This window comes from Tessaracoccus luoxuelianae, from assembly GCF_054483915.1.
Window position 1 is genome coordinate 3,035,350 of sequence record NZ_CM137013.1, and the last position, 19,291, is coordinate 3,054,640.

Below are 19,291 nucleotides of genomic sequence, written 5' to 3' on the forward strand. Positions count from 1 at the left end.
TACCGGCCCACGCGGACGCGACACTGACGCTTCCATCGCCATCCGTGGTTGCTTGACGGATCCCGATGGGCTGTGTCGCGGCCGCGTGGGCCGGGAGGTTGGGCTCAGTTGATCAGGCCGATGAGGGCGCCTTGGATGAAGTAGATGACGAACAGCGCCGCCACCACGTACATCAGCGGGTGCACCTGCTTGGCGTGCCCCTTGACGAGCTTGATGAACACGTAGGCGAGGAAACCGGCGCCGATGCCCGTGGTGATCGAGTAGGAGAACGGCATCAGGATGATGGTCAGGAACGCGGGTATGCCCACCTCGGCGTCGTTCCAGTCCACGTCCACCACCTGGGCGATCATGAGGAACCCGACGAAGACGAGGACCGGTGCGGCGGCCTCGGAGGGCACCATGTTGATCAGCGGCGCCAGGAAGATCGCCGCCAGGAAGGCAGCGCCGGTCACCACCGACGCGAGGCCCGTGCGGGCACCCTCGCCGACGCCAGCCGTCGACTCGATGTAGCAGGTGTTCGACGACACGGAGCCCAAGCCACCGGCCGCGGCGGCCACGGAGTCCACGAGCAGGATCTCGGTGGTGCGCGGCGGCATGCCGTGCTCGTCCAGCAGCCCACCCTCGCTGCCCACGGCCACGACGGTGCCCATGGTGTCGAAGAAGTCGGCCAGCAACAGGGAGAACACGAGGATGGCCAGCGCGAGGAAGTTGGTGATCGAGAACTCGCCCTCGGGGAAGAAGGCGCCGATCATGTCGACGCGGCCGATCAGGCCCAGGTCCGGCAGCAGGGCGAGGTTGGAGAGCTGCGGCACGTTGAGCGACCACCCGACGGGGTTGAGTCCGTCAGCGGTGAACTGCGGCCCGATCTTCGCGATGGCCTCGATGATCACCGCGGCGACCGTCGCCACGAGGATGGAGATGAGCATCGCGCCCTTGACGTTCAGCACGTGCAGCGCGATGAGCACCATGATGCCGAGGAAGAACACGGCGATGGGCCAGCCCATGAGCGAGCCGTTGATGCCTAGCTCGACGGGGGGCGCGCCGGCGGGCTTGCGCACGATGCCGGCGTTGATCAGGCCGACGAAGGCGATGAACAGGCCGATGCCGACGGAGATGGCCGTGCGCAGCGTCCGTGGGATGGCCTTGAAGACCGCCGTGCGGAAGCCGGTCAGCACCAGGATGAAGATCAGGATGCCCTCCCACACCACCAGGCCCATGGCCTGCGGCCAGGTCATCTGGGGCGCCAGGACGTAGGCGACCAGCGCGTTGAGGCCCAGGCCGGTGGCCAGGCCCATCGGGAACCGGCCGATGACGCCCATCGCGAGGGTGAGGAGGCCCGCGATCAGCGCCGTGGCCGCCGCGACCATGCCGATCGACTGGCCGACCGCCGCGTCGTTGACCACGGTCATGGCGGCGTCGGTGAACTTCGGCTGCCCCGAGATGAGGTTGCCGCTCTTGTCGACGGCGGTGCCGATGATGAGTGGGTTGAGGGCGATGATGTAGGCCATCGCGAAGAACGTCACCAGGCCGCCGCGGATCTCCCGACCGACGGTGGAGTGGCGCTTGGTGATCTCGAAGAATCCGTCGAGGCCGGAGCGCGGGGGCTCGGTTTCTGGGTGCAGCCGTGCTGCCTTGGGAGTATTGGTAACCACGGACGGTTATCGTACGGCCTCGCGGCGCCGCGTCAGCACCAGCCCCGGGTTGTGGGCGGTGCCAGGCTCAGTCGAACAGGTTCTCGTCGATGGTGATGGTGTCGAACGACGGGGCCGGCAGCTCCCTGGCGCGCTCGGCGTCCACGACGTCCGAGTGCCCTCCGCAGCCGTGCTCCAACGACACCACGTGCGCGTCCCAGGGCGAGTACTGGTTGGTGCAGGCCCCGAACAGCGTGCCCAGTGAGCCTCGGAGCGCGACGAAGTAGCCGCAGGTCATGCACGGGGCGGGCGCCTCTCGGGAGCCCTCGTCGTCGGGCCCGGGCGGGCCTTCGAGCCAGCGTTCAGCCGCCTCGTCGCGGCCGAACCTGCTGAGCACCCGCGGGCGGCCCAAGCCGAGCTCGGCCACAGTGGTGCGCAGCTGCACCCATTCGGAGGTGTCCGCGTCCGCGGGCAGGTCCGTGGCAGCGAAGCCGGGCTCGAGCCTCGGATCATCGTCGGGGGTGGGCATCAGCGTGCCGGGGGTGATGTCCCCAGGCCCGATCCGATCGGCCCACGGCACCCACGCCGGCGCCTGGAGGGCACCGGGCAGCGGCAGCAGCACCACCTCGTTGACGGTGGCCTCCTTGGCGCGCGAGGCCCTCACAAGCGTGACCGCCCAATGCCAGTCCCGGTAGCCGGGGTGGAGGCTCTCGAACGAGTGGGTGACCACCCTGTCGCCGTCCTCCGCCAGCACGCCGAGGTGCTCGCCGACCGAGTCCCCGCCGCCCACCTCGACGGCGGCGGCGCGGGCCAGATCCACGGCCGAGGCCGCCACGACATCAAGCTTGGGCTTGGGCATCTGTCTTACAGCTCCAGTTCGTCGGCGACGCGGCGCAGCAGTTCGGCCACGCGCGTGGCGTGCTTGGTGTCCGGGTGCCTGCGATGGCGATAGTCGTTACCGATGCCGTCGAGCATCTTGATCAGGTCCTCGACGATCACCGCCATCTGCTCCGGGTCCTTGCGGGAGGCCTTGGACAGCGACGGCGGCAGCTCCAGCACCCGCAGGCTCAGCGCCTGCTCGCCCTTGCGGCCCTCGATCACGCCGAACTCGACGCGCTGCCCCGCCTTGAGCGCCTCGACGCCGGCGGGAAGCGCATTGGAGCGCACGTAGACATCGCCGCCGTCGTCCTTGGTGATGAACCCAAAGCCCTTCTCAGCGTCGAAGAATCGCACTTTACCGGTAGGCACGTCGCCCTCACTTGCACTAGGAGTAGTCAGAACGCGCAGTCTATCCGCTCCGGAGCGCCGAACCCCAATGGAGCCGCAGCCGCGTCAGCGCCCGCCGAGACCGGGGAGCGTGCGCTCTGTTTCGGCGATCTCCCGGAAGTACCCGGCGTTCCTCAGCCTGGACCCAGCCGCCTCGTCGACGATAATCACCGCCCGCGGATGGAACTGCAGGATCGAGGCCGGGCAGGAGGCCGCGACGGGGCCCTCGACCATCGCCGCGACAGCTGCCGCCTTGTGCTCTCCGGTGACCACCATGAGCGCCACGCGGGCCTCCATGATGGTACCCAGGCCCTGGGTGACGCAGTGCGACGGGACCTGTTCGGTGGCGTCGAAGAAGCGGGCATTGTCGCGGCGGGTCTCGGGAGTGAGCGTCTTGATCCGCGTGCGGGAGGCGAACGACGAGAAGGGCTCGTTGAAGCCGATGTGCCCGTTGGTGCCGATGCCGAGGATCTGGACGTCGACGCCCCCGACAGCCGCGATGGCCGCGTCGTAGCGGTCCGCCGCCGCCTGTAGGTCTGTCGCGGTGCCGTCGGGCACGCTCACCCTGGCGGGGTCCATCCGCAGAGGCTCGACGACGGTGCGGGTGATCACGCTGCGGTAGCTCTCGGGGTGCCCGGGGTCGATGCCCACGTACTCGTCCAGCGCGAACCCGAGGCCGTGCGACACGTCGAGCGTCCCGGCCTGGACGCGGCGGGCCAGCTCCTCGTAGAGGCGCAGCGGCGAGCTGCCCGTGGCCAGGCCGAGCACCGGGGTGGGGATTCCCTGCAGATACTGGGTCACCCGGTCCGCCGCCAGCTCACCCACGGCCTGCGCATCCGCGCACAGCACCACTTCCATCTTCCGGACCTCCGCCTCAACCGTGCGCAGCCAGGTCTGGCAGCACGTCAAGATGACAGTAGGCCCGGGCCAGCCAGAACGCGCGTTTTCTGATCACATGAGCGGAACATGAGCATCTTGAGTGCGCAGTCGCCTGCCCGCGTCAGGTGCCGGAGGCGTCGGTAGCATGGGGGCATGGCGAGTTGGAAGGACGGCGCGGCCTACGCGCCCACGGAGCGGCCCGAGGGCTTCGCCACCCCCCGCGTCGAGCCACTGCCCTCCGGGGACCAGTGGAAGTCCGCCACGCCCGGCCCGATCGCGGCGCCCTCGGGCTTCGACGCGGCCCCCCAGGCTCCACTCGCCCAACTGTCCAGCGGCCCGAAGCAGGCCAGGGACCCTCGGGACTCCTTCGCCGTCGCGGCGTCCGCGCTGACGCCGGGCCCGGGTGTCGCGGTGAAGCGGGACCCGCGCGACCCCATCGTCACCTCCGCACCCCAGCCCGTAGGGCGGGAATGGGCGAGCGCCATGGGGGACCAATTGCCGCCGCCCACCGGCCCAAGGCTCCCGCCGCCGGGCGAGTTGGCGCCCTCGCCGCCCCCGGCTGTTCCCCACCCCCTCGCGGAGGCGGCCCCCAGGCGCGCACAGCCACCCGCGCCATACCCGGCCCCGACGCCCTCCGGCTACCCGACCCCCACTGGGTATCCGCCGCCTCCACCCGTCGGCCCGCCTCAACGCCCACTGGCCGCGCAGAAGCAGTTGGCCTTCATCGCCGGCGGGCTGTGCTTCCTCGGCTTCGTGCTGCCGTCGTTGTCGCCGTTCGTGCTGACGGCCGCCGGAGGACTCGGGATGCGCACCGAGGCGCTCACCGGCCGCGCGGGCCGCTCGGCGCTGGCGATCGGCCTGGCCACGCTTGGCTGGCAGCTGCTCATGGACACCCTCGGCAGAGACTCGCTGGTGGGAATGCTCGCCTCGCTGGTGTTCACGATCGTGTTCGTCGTCGGCGCCCTGCGCGCCTAGAGGTCCCCGGCTTCGATCGGCACCGTCGACTCCTCCACGTCACCCAGCTCCACGGGTTCCGGCCCGTCCCATCGCGCCAGGGCCGCGATCTGCGGCGGCCAGGTGTTCTCCGGCAGGTCGTCGAGGGGAAACCACCGCGTGGCCACGTGGCGGGAGCGTTCGCGCTCCGTGAGGCCCGCAGCCACCGGCTCGAACCACTGCGTGCGGTAGAGGAAGAACGTCTCGTCCTGAACCAGGATGCGGTCCGAGTAGCCACGGAACAGGCGCCGCACCGCGACGGGGCCGAGGAGCGCGCGCTCGTCGACGACCAGGCCGGTCTCCTCGTCGAGCTCACGCGCCGCAGCGGAACGGATCCTTTCGCGGGCCTCCACTCCCCCGCCCGGCGCCTGCCAGAATCGGGAGCCGGGAACCCCTGGGTCCACGTCGCCCATGAGGAGCACCTGATCCTCAGCGAGCACGATCACGCGCGCGGCCAGCCGGCGATGGACCGGGCGATCACCCATGGGGATGCCTGGTGTGGGCCACCTCGTCGTCAATGAGGTCGCGCCAGCTGGCCACCAGCTCCGAGTCGACGTATGCCTTGAAGGAGCGTCCCGGGCGGGCCGGGGAGCCGATGTGGAAGGATCTGACGCCGGCCCGGACCAGCCACGGCACGTGCTCGGGGGTCAGCCCGCCGCCGGCCATGATGAGGCGGGCCACGTCCGCATCAGCGCGGGCCCTGCGCACCAGGTCGTCGAGTCCGTGCTCGACACCGCGGGCGGACCCGGCGGTGAGGACCTGGTCCAGGCGGGCAAGCGTGCGCAGGTCGGCCCAGGCGCGATCGGGGTCCAGGCAGTGGTCGATGGCGCGATGAAAGGTCCACGGGAACGCGCCGTCGCCGACGAGCTCGCTGACCACTTCCTTGTCGATCCGGTTGAGGCCATTGAGGAAGCCCAGCACCACCCCGTCGGCGCCGGCGTCCAGGTAGCCGGCGATCAGGCCCTTCAGCCGGGTGACCTCGCCGCCGTCGGTGCCGAAACCCGCGCGGAGACGCACCATGGGCCGGATCTGGATCGACGTGGCGCGGCGCACCTTCTCGACTGCTCGCGGCTCCGGGGAGAGCCCGTCGTCGTCCATGGTGCCGAGCAGCTCGATCCGGTCCGCACCGCCGGCCTCGGCCCGCTCGGCGTCTGCCGCGTGCAGTGCGATGACCTCCAGCAGATTCATGTGGCCATCTTGCCAACGCCGGGCCTCTGGCGTGCGGAGGCGCGCAGCGCGGAGCGCAGGGCGGCGTGGGCGTGCGCGCGCGGGATGCGCTCCTGTTCGAGGCGCAGGTCTCCGTCGCGGAGTGCGGAGAGCGTTCGGTGTTCGTCGGCGGTGAGGAAGCCGATCTCACCGCGGAACGGGCTGGGCTCGGTCCCCGCCCACTGGCCGTGCGCCTGCAGGGTCGCGGGGTCCATGAGGACCGAGCGGACGCTCGGCAGGGCAGCCCTCACCTGGCCGAGGATGAGCAGGCCGTAGGTGTCCACGTCACCCCAGTACCAGACCTCGTCCGCGCCACCGATCCACGGCACGTGGGCCAGTGACGGCGCCGAAAAGCCCATGCCGTGCACCGCGACGGTGCCTGGTAGGTCGGGCAGCGCCAGCAGCGAGGTGAGGTTCTCCACCAGCAGCACGCGGCCCGCGGCCGTCAGGGACGCCATCCCTGAGATTCCGACGGCGAACTCTCGCGGGCCGTCGGTGAGAGTGGAGTCCAGGTACCGGACGCGGAACACGGGTCTGTGCCTGCGGAGCCCGGCCGCGCCACCGACGATCCCCTCGTGGAGCGCGTCCACCAGCCCCCGATGCCGTTCGAGCCATTTGGAGTCGATGCCGGTCACCGGCAGTTCACGTTCCCACAGTCCTGATTCCGGGTGCGCCTCCAGCCAGCCGAGCACCGCCAGCAGCCTGGTCACATCCTCTTCGCCAAGCTTCCCAAGGCTCTTGGCGGCTTCCCGCACCGATGCCGTCAGGTCCCGGTCCGGCCACGCGCGGCGCAGCATGCCCACTGCCTCGGCTGCCCGCGCCCAGGTCTGGCGCTCACCGGCCAGCGACGCCATCGCTGCGGGCTCTGCCGTCACCCTGGCCGGGAGCCGTTGGCGCCCAAAAGTCCCCGACCGGCGCTCGACCCACTCCACGACCAGCCCCGGCGTCTGCTCGACGGCGGCCCAGTGGGCCACCTCGCGGGCGATCCCGTCGGGGTCCGCCCCGAGCTCGCGCTCAGTGGGCGGGTGCAGCGGCCACGACAACCGGGATGAGTCGGGGTTCGCGAGCCAGTCCGGCCAGTGTGTGCGCCATCGGCGGACCGCCCAGCCCTGGAGGTCCGTGACCGTTCTCACAGCAGGACCTCCTGGGCGCCCTCCGAGCCCGCGATCGGGGCGTCGACGTCGTAATGCAGCTCCTGCAGCGCGGAGCCTCGGCCCGGCTCGTTGGTGACCATGACGACGCCGCCGACATAGTCGTCGATGGTCTGCAGCATCTTCATCGGGGTGGCGAGGAGCAGCTGGAAGCCGAAGGAGCGGAACACCTCCAGGCCGGCCTGGGTGAAGGTGTGGTCCGCCTTGTCGAAGGCTTCGTCGATGACTACGAGCGCGTAGGTGGGCTCGGTCCTTCCCGGCGGGGCGAGCTGGAACCGCAGCGCGGCCGCGAGGCAGAAGGTGACGAGCTTCTGCCGTTCACCGCCGGACCTGCCGCCCGAGCCTGTGAACACGTCCAGCTGAACACCGTCGGCGTCCATCACCCGCGCCTGGAAGGCGACGTGCTGGCGCGTGTCCAGGCACCGCTCACGCCACGCCCTGTCAGCGGCATCGGCCGATCCCAGCCGCTGGAGCAGGCCCTGCATAAGGACGAACCGGGCCTCGGCCGCCTCTCGCTCCTGGGGTGAACCGGCGGCCACAGAGTCCATCACCGACCCGGACGTGATCGCGTTGAGCGTGGCCAGGAACGCGTCCACATCCGGCAGGGACCTGTCCCGCACTTCGATCTGCAGAAACCCCGTGGGTGAAAACGCCGTCATCAGCAGCGACTTGTTCACCTCGTCAACGCGGCTGCGGATCTCCCGCCTGGCCCCCCTGATCATCATGGCCAGCTGGCTGACGTTGTTGCGCGCCTGGCTCTGCAGCAGCGAGAAGAACCGCTCCTCGAACTCGGGAAGCCGGTCCGACTCGAGGTCCTCGAGGCGCTGCAGGTACTCCGGGAGGTAGTCGACGGTGTCTCCCCAGTCCGCCGCCTGGTTCTGCCAGCCACGGCCGTACTCCGCCATGGCCGTGGCGGCCGCACGCTCCGCCTTCGCCGTGCGCCGCTGAATGGCCTCGGCCACGTCTCGGAACTCAGCCCGCATCGCGACCTCGGCCCTCTCCTCGGGCACCGCCAGGCGCAGGAGCCTCGAGTCCAGAGCCGCGGACACCCCCTCCGGCACCGTGGGGGCCCCGTCGATGTCGGCCTGCCAACGCTCGATGCTGCTGAGGAGCCGCGCCACGACCAAGGCCTTCTCGTCGTGCCGCCCAACCAGCCTCCGCCGGTCCTGCTCGGCCCGGCTGTGCGCGGCAAGGGCGCGGTCCCGCTCGGCCTCCCGCTGGCGCAGATCGCTGTGCGACTCGCGCAACTGGTCCAGCTCCCGCTCGACACTCCTGAGCTGCGCCTCCACCGGTGCCGCGTCCACCGAGTCCCACGCGAAACCGGCCAACCGACCGAGCGCAGCCTCCAGACCGCGCAGCCGCCGCTCCCCCTCGTCGAGTTCCGTGAGGCGCTGCTCCACCTCGGCCAGCTCACGCTCCGCCACGCCAAGCCGCTCGACAAGCTCTGCCTCCTTCGCCTCCGTCGAGAATCCGAGCACCCAGCGGGAGCGGTCCTCGACTCTGCGGCGATCGTCCTTCTCGTGGAGAGCCGCGGAGTGCTTGACCTGGCCCTGGCGGGTGACCGCCCGCTCCACCCCGGCGAACCCTGCCGGGCTCGGCACGCACGCGTAGTCGTAGCGGCGCATCAGCCGATCCGCCAGCCAGCCCGCGAACGGACCCTCCGCGATGTCCACCTTCGCCACCAGCGATCCGCCGGGGGCGCTGACCTCCGCAGCCACCGGCTCCGCCGCCCGGACCCGCTCGTACACGAGCCGGGTACCGAGGAACTCGCCGTCGATGAACTCCGCGGCCGCGAGATAGTGCTGCTCGGGTATGACGAGGGTGCGCGCCAGAGATCCCAGCACTCGCTCGATGGCCCCGGTCCACCCCGCCTCATCCGCCTTCACCTGGATCAGTTCGCCGACGAAGGGCAGCCGCGTCTCTTCGACGTGCAGCAGGCCGGCGAGCCGCTCCCGCACGTGCAGGAGGCGGGCATCGAGGTTGGAGCGGTGGCGCCTGAGCGCGGTCAACTCCTCGTCGAGACCGTCGCGCTTCCGCACCAGGTCTCCCTTGCGGGTCAGGAGGTCGAACTGCCCGGCACGCTGGCGGGCGCGGTCTGCGGCGAGTCCGCTGGCGCGCTCCTGGAGCCGCCCACCGAAGGAGACGGCCTCGACGGCGTCGCCGGGGAACGCGAGTCCGAGCTCAGCTGCGGCGGCCGCATACTCCTCGGCGCGGGAGTTCCGCTGGTCGCGGCTGCTCTGCAGGGCCGTGCGCAGCTCCTCCAACGCCCCCACCCGGGCGCCGCCGGACTGCTCAACGGCGCGTTCGGTGCGGCGCACCTCGTCGGCTGCCTCATCGAGGGCGGTTTCGGCGATCCGCACCTCGGCAGCGAGCCTCTCCAGAACCGGCGCCTCGCGATCCAACTCAGCCCGGGCGCCCGTCAGCCTCCGCACCAGGACCCAGGTGCCCAGGTACTCCTCCTCAGCGGCCAGCGCCGTCCGCTCAGCATCCAACGCACGGAGCTGGGCGTCGACGGCCCGCAACGGGGTCAGTGTCTCCACCTGGCGGCGGGCATCCACCACCGAGGCGTGCGCGAGCCGAAGCTCCTCAAACTGTTCGACGGTGGCGTCGCTCAACTTGAACGTCTCGGGGAGGTCCAGCATGAAATCCCGGAAGAGGTTGTCCAGGTTGGTGAGGTTCTTCGCCGACTGGGTTTTGTGCAGCAGGATCTGAGCCTGCTGGCTGCCCATCCCCAGCACCCGCCTGAACTTCGTCGAGAAGGCGGTGTAGGCGTCTGCGCTGTAGCAGTCCCAGTGCGGGAACGCGGCGCTCACCCGACGGTTCTCGATCCCGTTCTCGACGTAGCTCTTGAGCGTGAGGACGTCCACCGGCTCGGGCGCCAGGATGTACATGCTCTTGAGGTCCCGTGGATCCGTGGATGAGGCGCGGATGTGAAACAGGCGCACCAGGGTGGAGACCGTGCCAGCCGAGTCCGCGTACGTGAGCGCGACAGCGCTCCAGGTGGGGCCCCTGCGGAGGAACGCCGTGCCCACTTCGCCGGTCTCCTCGTCCGTCTCGCGCTTGTGGGCGCCGCGGACGTAGGTGAGGAGGCTTCGCTCACGGTCCCCCGTGTCGGTGCCTTGGGCGGCGGCGTTGAACCGCATCCGGCCCGGCGGCACCAGCAGGGCGGCCATCGCGTCCAGCAGCGAGGACTTGCCCGCGCCCGACGGGCCAGTCAGCAGCATGCCCTTCCACGGCACAGCGAAACTCCATTCGCCGCCGAAGGTGCCCCAGTTGACCACCTGCACGCGCCGCAGGCGATGCTGACTCACGATTCCACCAGCCTGGAGAGGTCTGCGGTGACCGCGGCCACCTCGTCGGAGCCGAAGACCAGCGCCAGGACCGGAGAGATCTCCCACCGGTCCTCCGTGCCCGCTGTCAGGAGCACCGAGTTCTTCGTCATCTTGTTGATCGAGGCCGTGATGCGGTCCGCGAAGCCCTTCTTGTCCGTGGCGACGAGCCGCTGGTAGGAGCGCAGTTGGTCCTCGATCTCATCGCGCCCCACGAAGGTGCGGCTGGCCGAGCCCTGGCCGGCGAGCAGCCGCCGGCGCAGAAAGAGCACCAGGGCAGTGTCGAGAACGGTCAGTCGGTGTGCGCGCACCACCTTGGGCGCATCGTCGATCTCGAGGTTGCGCACAAACGCCACCCCGGCGTCCAGGTCCAGCACCAGATCAAGGTAGAGGTCCGCCAGCCGGGTCCGCACCACGGCCTCGTGACGCACCAGCGCGGACCACACCTTCGTGTGCTCATCTGCGCGCAGGTACGGGCCACGGATGAGGCTCAGCAGGACTCGGCGCGTGGCCGGATCCAGCTCGCCGTGATCCACGGGCGGCTCGACGGGAGCGTCATCGAACTCGTCGACAACCTCATCAGCGCGCCGCGGGGCCGGCTGCAACGTCATGGGCACTCCACTCTGGCGGTACTTGTGTGAAAACGTAGCGCGGAGCACTGACAGTTCGCGGGGAGCCCGCCTGCGAGGTCCACGTCCACGGCTCGGAACCAGGTGCCCTCGAGGCCTGCTGCTCGGCCAGCAGGAGGAGCCCGACGACGGTGGCCAGGCCCTGGGTCGCGGGGTGGCGGGCAAGCACGTCGCCGACGGTGGGCGCGGGGAGCGCGTCGAGGGTGTCGGCCACGTTGTGCTGGAGCTCTGAGAAGTCGATCTCGGTGAGCCTCACCAAGGCCTTCAGCCGCTCCAGGTCCAGCTCGAGCACCTCCCCGCGGAGGACATCTGCGGTGGCGCGCATGTCCGCCGGGTTGTCCAGTGTCCAGCTTCCGATGGACGAGAGGGACATCGAGGTGAGGTCCAGGTCTCGGCCGATCTCCGTGGTGGGGTGCACGCGCGCCATTACGCGCAGCACCACCTGCTCCGCGCGGGACAGCGCGTCAGCCAGCCGCTTGTGTTCGCGATACTCCTGGGTCTCGACGAATCGTCGAAGGCTCCGCGAGAAGTCGGTCAGGCTTTGGCGCACCTGGGCGCTCTCCCGCTGCAGGACGACGAGGAACTGGCGCAGGAAGGCCGCGTCGGCTGCCGGCAACTCCAGGGTGAAGGGGCGCTCGAGCACCGCGTCGACGGCGCGATGGAAGGTGTCCGACAACACAGGGTCCAGGAGGAGTTCGTGGAACGCGCCGAAGGTTCGCCCGGCCTCGGAATTCTCGATCAGGTCCACGCCCGCGAAAACCTCGTCGAGGACGCCGCCGCGGGCGCCCTCGTTGTTGATGATCTGCTCCCTCAGGGAGGAGTTGAGAGCCTCAAGATCGTCGGCCACCTTCGCGAAGTCACCGGGCACCTCACCGGCAAGGCGCAGGATCTCCTGAAGACGCTCCCGGGCCAGTGCGTCGTCAAGCACAGGGATCTCGCCGGACTCGATGCGGCGAATCTCGTCGTCCAGCTCAGCCCGCCTGGCGTGCAGCGCCTCGAGCCGGGTAGCCGGGTCTGTGTCCGACTCGGCCGCCAGCGCGCCCAGCAGCCCGGTCACGGTGCTGAGGCGCGACGACGTCACGGCCGAGTGAGGCTGCTCCACCGCCCCGACGAAACGCACCGCGTCCGCGGCGCCGCGGGACAGCTCGACGGACTCTTCGCGAGCCGCGGTGGGCCGCCGGATGAGGTACCCGTCGCGGATCCAGTCCCCCACATACTCCTGCGCGGTGCGAGGGAGAGTGAAGCCGATGTCGCGCAGTTCGTCGAGGTCCTCGGCCACCTGGGTGATGAACTCGCCGTAGGCGAGCGAGCGTCGATCGCCGAACCTGCTGACGAGGATGGCGACCACCACCGGCATGAGCTCAGCGCGCACAAGCTTCATGCTGGCGGTCTCCGCCGCCCGCCTGGCGCCGGTCGCGCCGGCCGCTACGCCCACCATCTCGATGCTCGTGATCACACGACGGGTGGGGCCGTCCTCTGCTCCGAGCGGCATGATGGCCCTTCCGACAGGTCGCGGCGGACCCGCCGTCGACACGCCGACGAGTCTAGTGGGCAGCACAGGAGGGCGGCCCCGAAACGGGACCGCCCTCCTGGTACGTCTGTGCGACGGGTGGCTCAGAAGCCGCCCATGCCGCCCATCTCGTCCATGCCGCCGCCGGCGCCGCCCGCGGGGGCCTTCTCCGGCTTGTCGGCGATGACCGCCTCGGTGGTGAGGAACAGCGCCGCGATGGACGCCGCGTTCTGCAGCGCCGAGCGGGTGACCTTGGCCGGGTCGATGATGCCGGCCGCGACCATGTCGACGTATTCGCCGGTGGCCGCGTCGAGGCCCTGACCCACGGGCAGGTGTGCGACCTTCTCAGCCACCACGCCGCCCTCGAGCCCGGCGTTGAACGCGATCTGCTTCAGTGGGGCCGAGGCCGCCTTGAAGACGATCTGCGCGCCGACAGCCTCGTCGCCCTCAAGGCCCTCGACCTTGGCGGACTTCGACGCCTGCAGCAGCGCGACGCCACCACCAGGCACGATGCCCTCCTCGACGGCGGCCTTCGCGTTGCGGACGGCGTCCTCGATGCGGTGCTTGCGCTCCTTGAGCTCCACCTCGGTGGCCGCGCCGACCTTGATGACGGCAACGCCGCCGGCCAGCTTGGCGAGGCGCTCCTGCAGCTTCTCACGGTCGTACTCGGAATCCGAGTTCTCGATCTCGCGACGGATCTGCGTGACGCGACCCTCGATCTGCGCGGACTCGCCGGCGCCCTCGATGATCGTGCACTCGTCCTTGGTGACCAGCACGGAACGAGCCGAGCCCAGGAGATCCAGGGTGACGGCGTCCAGGGACAGGCCGACCTCCTCGCTGATGACCTCGGCACCGGTGAGGATGGCGATGTCGGTCAGCATGGCCTTGCGGCGGTCTCCGAAGCCGGGGGCCTTGACCGCGATGGACTTGAAGGTGCCGCGGATCTTGTTGACGATCAGGCCTGCGAGGGCCTCACCCTCGACGTCCTCGGCGATGACCAGCAGGGGCTTGCCGGACTGCATGACCTTCTCCAGGACCGGCAGGAGGTCCTTCAGCGAGGAGATCTTGGAGTTGGCGAGCAGGATGTAGGGATCATCCAGGGTGGCTTCCATGCGCTCGGCGTCGGTGACGAAGTAGGGCGAGATGTAGCCCTTGTCGAAGCGCATGCCCTCGGTGAGCTCAAGGTCCAGGCCGAAGGTGTTGGACTCCTCGACCGTAATCACGCCCTCCTTGCCGACCTTGTCCATCGCCTCGGCGATGATCTCTCCGACGGTGGCGTCGGCGGCGGAGATCGAGGCCGTTGCGGCGATCTGCTCCTTGGTCTCGACGTCGATGGCCATGTTGGCCAGCTCAGCGACGATGGCGGCCACAGCGGTCTCGATGCCCTTCTTCAGGCTCATCGGGTTCGCCCCGGCCGAGACGTTGCGGAGGCCCTCGCGGACCATCGCCTGTGCCACGACGGTGGCGGTGGTAGTGCCGTCGCCGGCGACGTCGTCAGTCTTCTTGGCGACCTCCTTGACCAGCTCGGCGCCGATGCGCTCGTACGGGTCCTCCAGCTCGATCTCCTTGGCGATGGACACGCCATCGTTGGTGATCGTGGGGGCGCCCCACTTCTTCTCCAGGACGACGTTGCGACCCTTGGGGCCGAGCGTCACCTTGACCGCGTCGGCCAGCGTGTTCATGCCACGCTCGAGGGCGCGGCGCGCTTCCTCATTGAACTCAATCAGCTTTGCCATGGTGTTTCGGGAGTCCTCCCGTCAAGTGGGGCCGGAGCCCCGAGTGTGCAGTGTCGGGTGAACCGCGGTGCCCGCGACGGACGGCTAAGCCTCACCACAGTTCGGTAGCACTCAAAGCGTGAGAGTGCTAACCCCATTATTAGCACTCGACACAAGAGAGTGCAAAGAATTTCGTGGTTGCGAGCCGCCCTCCGCGCCGGAGGTGGACGTTAGGCTCGGCCTGTGACGCCCAACTCTCGACGACACCGGCAGCCGACGACGGATCTGCCGCGGCTCCTCCGCAACGCCGCCAACCTGGTCAACCTGTCCACCCCGCTCGGCCTCGTCGTCGCGCTGGCGGGTCGGTCCCGGCTCCGTCTCCGCGACCATCTGATCGTCGCGGACAGGGTGCGGCTGCCGATCACCAACGCCGGAGCCATGACGATCGGCTCGGTGGTGCTGGTGCCCCGTCGGAGCCTGGAGGAGGTGGAGGCCTCCACGCCCACGCTGATGGAGCACGAGGACGGCCACGCCTGGCAGTACGCCTACTGCCTGGGGCTGCCGTTCCTGCCGCTCTACGGGATGGCGGTGGCGTGGTCCATGGTGCGCACGGGAGACCGGGCCAGCGCCAACCACTTCGAGGTGCAGGCGGACCTGCTCAAGGGCGGCTACCGCAGGAATCCGACGATGCCGCTGAAGATGGGGCTGCGGAGGCTGGTCAGCCGTTGAGCCGACGGGCCGAGCGGGCGGCGTGACGCTGGCCGCGCATCCGTCGCAGACGCTTCACCAGGAGCGGCCGGTAGGCAAGCGCCTCGGGGGTGTCGATGAGCATGTTGAGGTGCTGGTAATAGCGGGCCGACGACAGGTTGAAGTGCTCCATGATGGCCTGTTCCTTCGGCACCGCCGAGGTGAACCATCGGTCCTCGAAGTCCAGGATCGCGGCGTCACTGTCCGACAACTCGGCCGGTGCGCTGACGGTGAAGGCTTCAGACATGGCGCCCAGTCTAAACCCGAATCACATCAGTGTCATTAGCCGGCGACCGCTGGGCACCCCGTCGACCCAGCGTGCGCGGTACAGTCGAGGGCACCCTGGCCCCCACACCTCAAGGACTCCATCGCCATGCGCCGACTCACCGGCCACGTCCAGCACTTCGCCTGGGGAAGCCATACCGAGATCCCCGCGATCCTCCGCAGGGACCCGGATGGGCGCCCCTGGGCCGAGTACTGGTTGGGCACCCACCCGGGCGGGCACGCCTTCCTCGAGGACGGGCGCGCGCTCGCGGACCTCGTCCAGGACGAGCCGCACGTCCTGGGGGGCGCCACCGAGACGCAGTTCGGGGCCCGCCTGCCCTTCCTCATGAAGATCCTGTCCGCCTCCTCGCCACTCAGCCTGCAGGCGCATCCCTCGCGTGAGCAGGCCGAGGTGGGCTACGCGCGCGAGTCCCTCCAGGGCCTCCACCCCGCCGATCCCGTGCGGTCCTTCAAGGACGACTGGCCCAAGCCGGAGGCCATCGTCGCCCTCACCCCCTTCGAGGGCCTGCTGGGCTTCCGGGATCCCGTGGAGACCGCCGGCCTCTTCGAGGGCCTCGGGGTGGCCGACGAGCTGGCCTCGGTCATCGGGCCGCTGCGCGACCGCCGCGACGCTCCCGCCCTGCAGGAGGTGTTCCTCGACGTGCTGTCGCTGGACGAGCGGCGCTACCTCGTCGACGTGGTGCTCGCGGCCGCCGTCGATCACCTTCAAGCACCGGGAAGCCTGGGCGAGTTCGCCCGCACCGCCGTCGAGCTGGACGAGCACTTCCCCGGGGATCCCGGCATCCTGGCGGCCCTGCTGATGAACCGCTTCGCGCTGCAGCCCGGCGAGGCCGTGGCCCTCGAGGCCGGCGTGATGCACGCCTACCTGCGCGGCACCGGCGTGGAGATCATGGCCAACTCGGACAACGTGATGCGCGGCGGCCTCACCGCCAAGCACATCGACGTGGACGGCCTGCTGCAGGTGGTGGGCTTCGAGCCGATGGTCCCGCAGATCCTGGTGCCGGCGGGGGGCGACGGCGTCTACCTGTATCCCACGTCGTTCCCCGAGTTCGAGCTGTGGCTGCTGGCCCCGTGCGACGACGGTGCCCTGGCGCTCCCCCGTCCGGATTCCGGCCGGATCGCGCTGGCCACCTCCGGCTCGTTCACCCTCCACGGCGACGGGGAGCCGCAGCGCGTCGAGTCCGGGGACGCGGTGTTCGTCCCCGCCGACGAGCAGGTGACAGTCACCGGCAAGGGCCAGCTGTTCGTCGCCGCGTCGGGCGCCTAGTTGCGCTGACCCCCCTTGCGCCCGGCAGAATAGGGGCGCCTGCCTCCTTAGCTCAGCGGCCAGAGCTCTCGCCTTGTAAGCGAGTGGTCGAGGGTTCGACTCCCTCAGGAGGCTCCACTTTGTGGCCCGAGGGCACTCGGGGCAAGAATGGCCACATGACTGAACCCAGCAAGTGGGCGCGCATCATCGCCGCGGATCCTGATCACTCCCAGCGCTACATCGAGCGCTTCAAGATCATGGAAGCGGCCGGCCATGACCTGGCCGGCGAGGTCCGGACGGTCGACGCCATGGTGCCGCGCGGGTCCCGCATCCTGGATGCCGGCTGCGGGCCCGGGCGCGTCGGTGGCCGCCTGAGCGCGCTAGGCCACGTGGTGGTGGGCGTGGACGTGGACCCAGCCCTCATCGAGGCCGCGGAGACGGACCACCCCGGACCCACCTGGGTGGTCGGTGACCTCGCCGAGCTGGATCTCCCGGCCGCGGGCGTCGAGGCGGACTTCGACGTCATCATCGCCGCCGGCAACGTGATGGGCTTCCTGGCGCCGTCGACGCGCGTGGAGGTGCTCCGCCGCTTCGGCACGCACCTGGCACCGGAGGGACGCGCGATCATCGGCTTCGGCGGGGGCCGCGGCTACGAGTTCGCGGACTTCTTCGCCGACGTCGATGCCGCCGGGCTACGGCTGGACGTCGCGCTGTCCACGTGGGACCTGCGGCCCTTCACGGAGCGGTCGGACTTCCTCGTCGCGCTCTGCTCCAGGGCCTGACCCCACTCAGGCCGGATCGGCCAGCACCAGGCAGGACCAGGGGCCGAGTGCGAGGCTCTGGTCTGCGGCGTGCCTGGCCCCGCTGACCAGGTCAACCACCGGGGACGGGACTGTCGCGGCGGCGGGTTCGTCGCTCCAGTTGTGCAGGAACCAGATACGCCGCCCGTCGGAGCGTCCGGACATGACGGAGACCGACGCGTCTCGCACCCAGGCTGCCGAGACGGGCGACGCTACGAGTAACCGGACGACGTCCGCGGCGAGGGCCGGGTTGGGCACCGTGCCCACGCAGACCACCTGTCCCTCGCCGTGCCGACGGCGGGTCACGGCCGCGAACTCGCCGAACCGGCGGTGGTCGTAGCGTGCGAGCACCTCGGCGTCAGTGGGCAGGTAGCCGTCCAGCCACAGCGTGCCGCTGGCACCCTCGGACAGCGCCATCCCCTCGGCCACCAGCGGAAGCGGCGCGTCGAGGTTCGAGAACTCCTCATAGGTGAGGCCCGCGGCCTCTCGAAGCCGGTACGGCGCCACCGCCAGCCGGGCGCGGGCCTCCAGGTCTCCGTAGCCGGTGCGGGGCCCGACGACGAGCGTGCCGCCCATCTCCGCGTAGCGCGCCATTCGCGCCAGGTCGTGACCGCTCGCCACGAACTGCGACGCGGCCACCAGCACCGGGTACTGCTCCACCAGGTCCGCCGCCGACATTGCACGGAACTGCTCGGTGTGGAGGAACCGCACCTGGGCCCCGGCGTCGACGGCGCCGCGCTGGAAGGCGCCGACGATGTCGTGATAGGCCGTCGGGCGCGGCGTCCCGCCGTCGTCGTTCAGCGGCGGCGTGAACTCGTAGTGCTGCTTGGTGGCCGTGTCCCACAGGATGGCCACCTCGGCGTCCGGCACGTAACTGTCGAGGTGCTCCCCCACCGCCGACAGGATGCCGCCCAGCTCCGCCACCTCGCGGTAGACCCGCCCGGGCACCTGCGAGTGGGGCAGGACGCCGCCCCAGTAGGTCTCGGTGCCGAAGTGGAGGGTGTGCCAATGCCAGTACTCCACCATCGCCGCTCCTCGGGCAACCAGCGCCAGGCCCGCCTGGATGAGCTGGCCCGGATAGGCGGGATAGTTGGCTGAGGCCCACTGGATGGCCTGAGCGTTGGTCTCGGTGACGAGGAACCGGCGCTGCTGCAGCCCGTAGGAGCGGTCCGCCAGCTCGAGCAGCCCGTGCACGCCGGTGCGCACCCACGGCTCCGGGCGCTCCAACTCGGAGTCCCACGCCAGGTGATCCTGCATCGCGTAGTAGGCGTTGGCCGCCGCGACATCCAGGCCCGCGCTCACCTGGGCCTCGTCGATGGTGGGCCTGTCGAAGGCCACGCAGGTAGTGACGAACTGGTCCTCCCGCGCGTACTCGCGCACGATGTCGCGCTGCCACGCGATGAACTCTGTGGTGCACTCGTTCTGGAACGTGCGCCAGGCGAGGTCGTACTGCGGCTGGGCGTTGCCGTCCGGCCGCCACAGCTCGACCCAGTGGTTGATGCGGTGCGACCAGTAGGTGAGGCCCCACTCCTCGTTGAGCCGTTCGACGTTGTGGTAGCGCTTCTTGAGCCATTCCAGGAAACGCACGAACGTGGCGTGGTTGTGGAGCTGGATGACGCCGGGCTCGTTGTCCACCTGGTAGCCGATCACGGCGGGGTGGTCCGCGTAGCGGGCGACGACCTTCCGGATGACACGCTCCGCGTGGAACAGGAACGCGGGGTGGGTGATGTCGATCTCCTGGCGGGCGCCCCAGGGCTGGCGCTGCCCGGTGCGCGGCTCGCCGGCGATCTCGGGGTAGGCGTGCGCCAGCCACGGTGGGGCCGCATAGGTGGGGGTGCCGAGGATGACCCCGATGCCACGCGCGTGCGCGCCGTCGAGGACGGGCTGCAGCCAGTCGAGATTGA

General features: G+C 70.0%; 17 protein-coding genes and 1 tRNA gene. 5 read left to right on the forward strand and 13 right to left on the reverse strand.

Annotated features, from left to right (window positions below):
* Window positions 1–104 precede the first annotated feature (104 nt).
* The 4 genes from ACX1D1_RS13995 to nagB form a co-directional block, all read right to left on the reverse strand.
* A complete protein-coding gene (locus ACX1D1_RS13995; RefSeq protein WP_370585677.1) occupies window positions 105–1,652 on the reverse strand; it encodes an NCS2 family permease in 1,548 nt (515 codons plus the stop codon).
* Window positions 1,653–1,719: 67 nt separating this feature from the next.
* Entirely contained in the window at window positions 1,720–2,490 is a 771-nt protein-coding gene (locus ACX1D1_RS14000) for a DUF3027 domain-containing protein (RefSeq protein ID WP_182781726.1), read from the reverse strand.
* A 5-nt stretch (window positions 2,491–2,495) separates the two neighbouring features.
* The gene (locus ACX1D1_RS14005) at window positions 2,496–2,879 is read right to left on the reverse strand and encodes a cold-shock protein (protein ID WP_182781725.1); all 384 of its coding nucleotides are present in this window, start codon (window positions 2,877–2,879) and stop codon (window positions 2,496–2,498) included.
* Between the two features lie 84 nt (window positions 2,880–2,963).
* Complete coding sequence (gene nagB, locus ACX1D1_RS14010) at window positions 2,964–3,755, reverse strand: glucosamine-6-phosphate deaminase (protein ID WP_182781724.1); 792 nt, start codon at window positions 3,753–3,755, stop codon at window positions 2,964–2,966.
* 174 nt (window positions 3,756–3,929) lie between these two features.
* Between nagB and ACX1D1_RS14015 the strand changes: the two genes are divergently transcribed.
* Window positions 3,930–4,751, forward strand: coding sequence for a hypothetical protein (locus ACX1D1_RS14015; protein ID WP_459054959.1), 822 nt, complete (start codon window positions 3,930–3,932; stop codon window positions 4,749–4,751).
* Here the strand turns inward: ACX1D1_RS14015 and ACX1D1_RS14020 are convergent.
* The 7 genes from ACX1D1_RS14020 to groL all read right to left on the reverse strand — a co-directional run bounded on the left by ACX1D1_RS14020 (window position 4,748) and on the right by groL (window position 14,330).
* Window positions 4,748–5,254, reverse strand: a complete 507-nt coding sequence (locus ACX1D1_RS14020) for an NUDIX hydrolase (protein ID WP_182798642.1) — start codon at window positions 5,252–5,254, stop codon at window positions 4,748–4,750. The two genes, ACX1D1_RS14015 and ACX1D1_RS14020, sit on opposite strands and share 4 nt — an antisense overlap.
* A complete protein-coding gene (locus tag ACX1D1_RS14025) occupies window positions 5,247–5,957 on the reverse strand; it encodes a copper homeostasis protein CutC (protein WP_182798643.1) in 711 nt (236 codons plus the stop codon). Before ACX1D1_RS14025 ends, ACX1D1_RS14020 begins: the two co-directional genes overlap by 8 nt.
* Window positions 5,954–7,108 carry a Wadjet anti-phage system protein JetD domain-containing protein gene (locus ACX1D1_RS14030; RefSeq protein ID WP_459054961.1) on the reverse strand — a complete coding sequence of 385 codons (1,155 nt, stop codon included), beginning with the start codon at window positions 7,106–7,108 and terminating at the stop codon, window positions 5,954–5,956. The genes ACX1D1_RS14025 and ACX1D1_RS14030 overlap by 4 nt, the downstream gene beginning before the upstream one ends.
* A complete protein-coding gene (locus tag ACX1D1_RS14035; protein ID WP_459054962.1) occupies window positions 7,105–10,437 on the reverse strand; it encodes an ATP-binding protein in 3,333 nt (1,110 codons plus the stop codon). The genes ACX1D1_RS14030 and ACX1D1_RS14035 overlap by 4 nt, the downstream gene beginning before the upstream one ends.
* Window positions 10,434–11,066, reverse strand: coding sequence for a DUF4194 domain-containing protein (locus tag ACX1D1_RS14040; protein WP_459054964.1), 633 nt, complete (start codon window positions 11,064–11,066; stop codon window positions 10,434–10,436). Before ACX1D1_RS14040 ends, ACX1D1_RS14035 begins: the two co-directional genes overlap by 4 nt.
* Window positions 11,035–12,576: a DUF3375 domain-containing protein gene (locus ACX1D1_RS14045; RefSeq protein ID WP_459054966.1), complete on the reverse strand. Its 1,542-nt coding sequence runs from the start codon at window positions 12,574–12,576 to the stop codon at window positions 11,035–11,037. Before ACX1D1_RS14045 ends, ACX1D1_RS14040 begins: the two co-directional genes overlap by 32 nt.
* 122 nt (window positions 12,577–12,698) lie before the next feature.
* Window positions 12,699–14,330, reverse strand: coding sequence for a chaperonin GroEL (gene groL, locus ACX1D1_RS14050; protein ID WP_182781715.1), 1,632 nt, complete (start codon window positions 14,328–14,330; stop codon window positions 12,699–12,701).
* Between the two features lie 222 nt (window positions 14,331–14,552).
* On the opposite strand from groL, the gene ACX1D1_RS14055 reads away from it, so the two are divergent.
* Window positions 14,553–15,038, forward strand: coding sequence for a hypothetical protein (locus ACX1D1_RS14055; RefSeq protein WP_459054967.1), 486 nt, complete (start codon window positions 14,553–14,555; stop codon window positions 15,036–15,038).
* On the opposite strand, the gene ACX1D1_RS14060 is transcribed toward ACX1D1_RS14055, so the two are convergent.
* A complete protein-coding gene (locus ACX1D1_RS14060; RefSeq protein ID WP_459054969.1) occupies window positions 15,028–15,303 on the reverse strand; it encodes a DUF3263 domain-containing protein in 276 nt (91 codons plus the stop codon). The genes ACX1D1_RS14055 and ACX1D1_RS14060 overlap by 11 nt on opposite strands.
* Window positions 15,304–15,429: 126 nt before the next feature.
* On the opposite strand from ACX1D1_RS14060, the gene manA reads away from it, so the two are divergent.
* The 3 genes from manA (at window position 15,430) to ACX1D1_RS14075 (ending at window position 17,369) form a co-directional block, all read left to right on the forward strand.
* A complete protein-coding gene (gene manA / locus ACX1D1_RS14065; RefSeq protein ID WP_459054971.1) occupies window positions 15,430–16,608 on the forward strand; it encodes a mannose-6-phosphate isomerase, class I in 1,179 nt (392 codons plus the stop codon).
* A gap of 41 nt (window positions 16,609–16,649) precedes the next feature.
* A tRNA-Thr gene (locus tag ACX1D1_RS14070) sits at window positions 16,650–16,725 on the forward strand.
* A 38-nt stretch (window positions 16,726–16,763) separates the two neighbouring features.
* Window positions 16,764–17,369, forward strand: a complete 606-nt coding sequence (locus ACX1D1_RS14075; protein ID WP_182781712.1) for a class I SAM-dependent methyltransferase — start codon at window positions 16,764–16,766, stop codon at window positions 17,367–17,369.
* A gap of 6 nt (window positions 17,370–17,375) precedes the next feature.
* Here ACX1D1_RS14075 and ACX1D1_RS14080 read toward each other — a convergent pair whose 3' ends face one another.
* On the reverse strand, window positions 17,376–19,277 hold the full coding sequence (locus tag ACX1D1_RS14080; protein WP_459056595.1) for a beta-galactosidase: 1,902 nt from the start codon (window positions 19,275–19,277) through the stop codon (window positions 17,376–17,378).
* Between the last annotated feature and the right edge of the window lie 14 nt (window positions 19,278–19,291).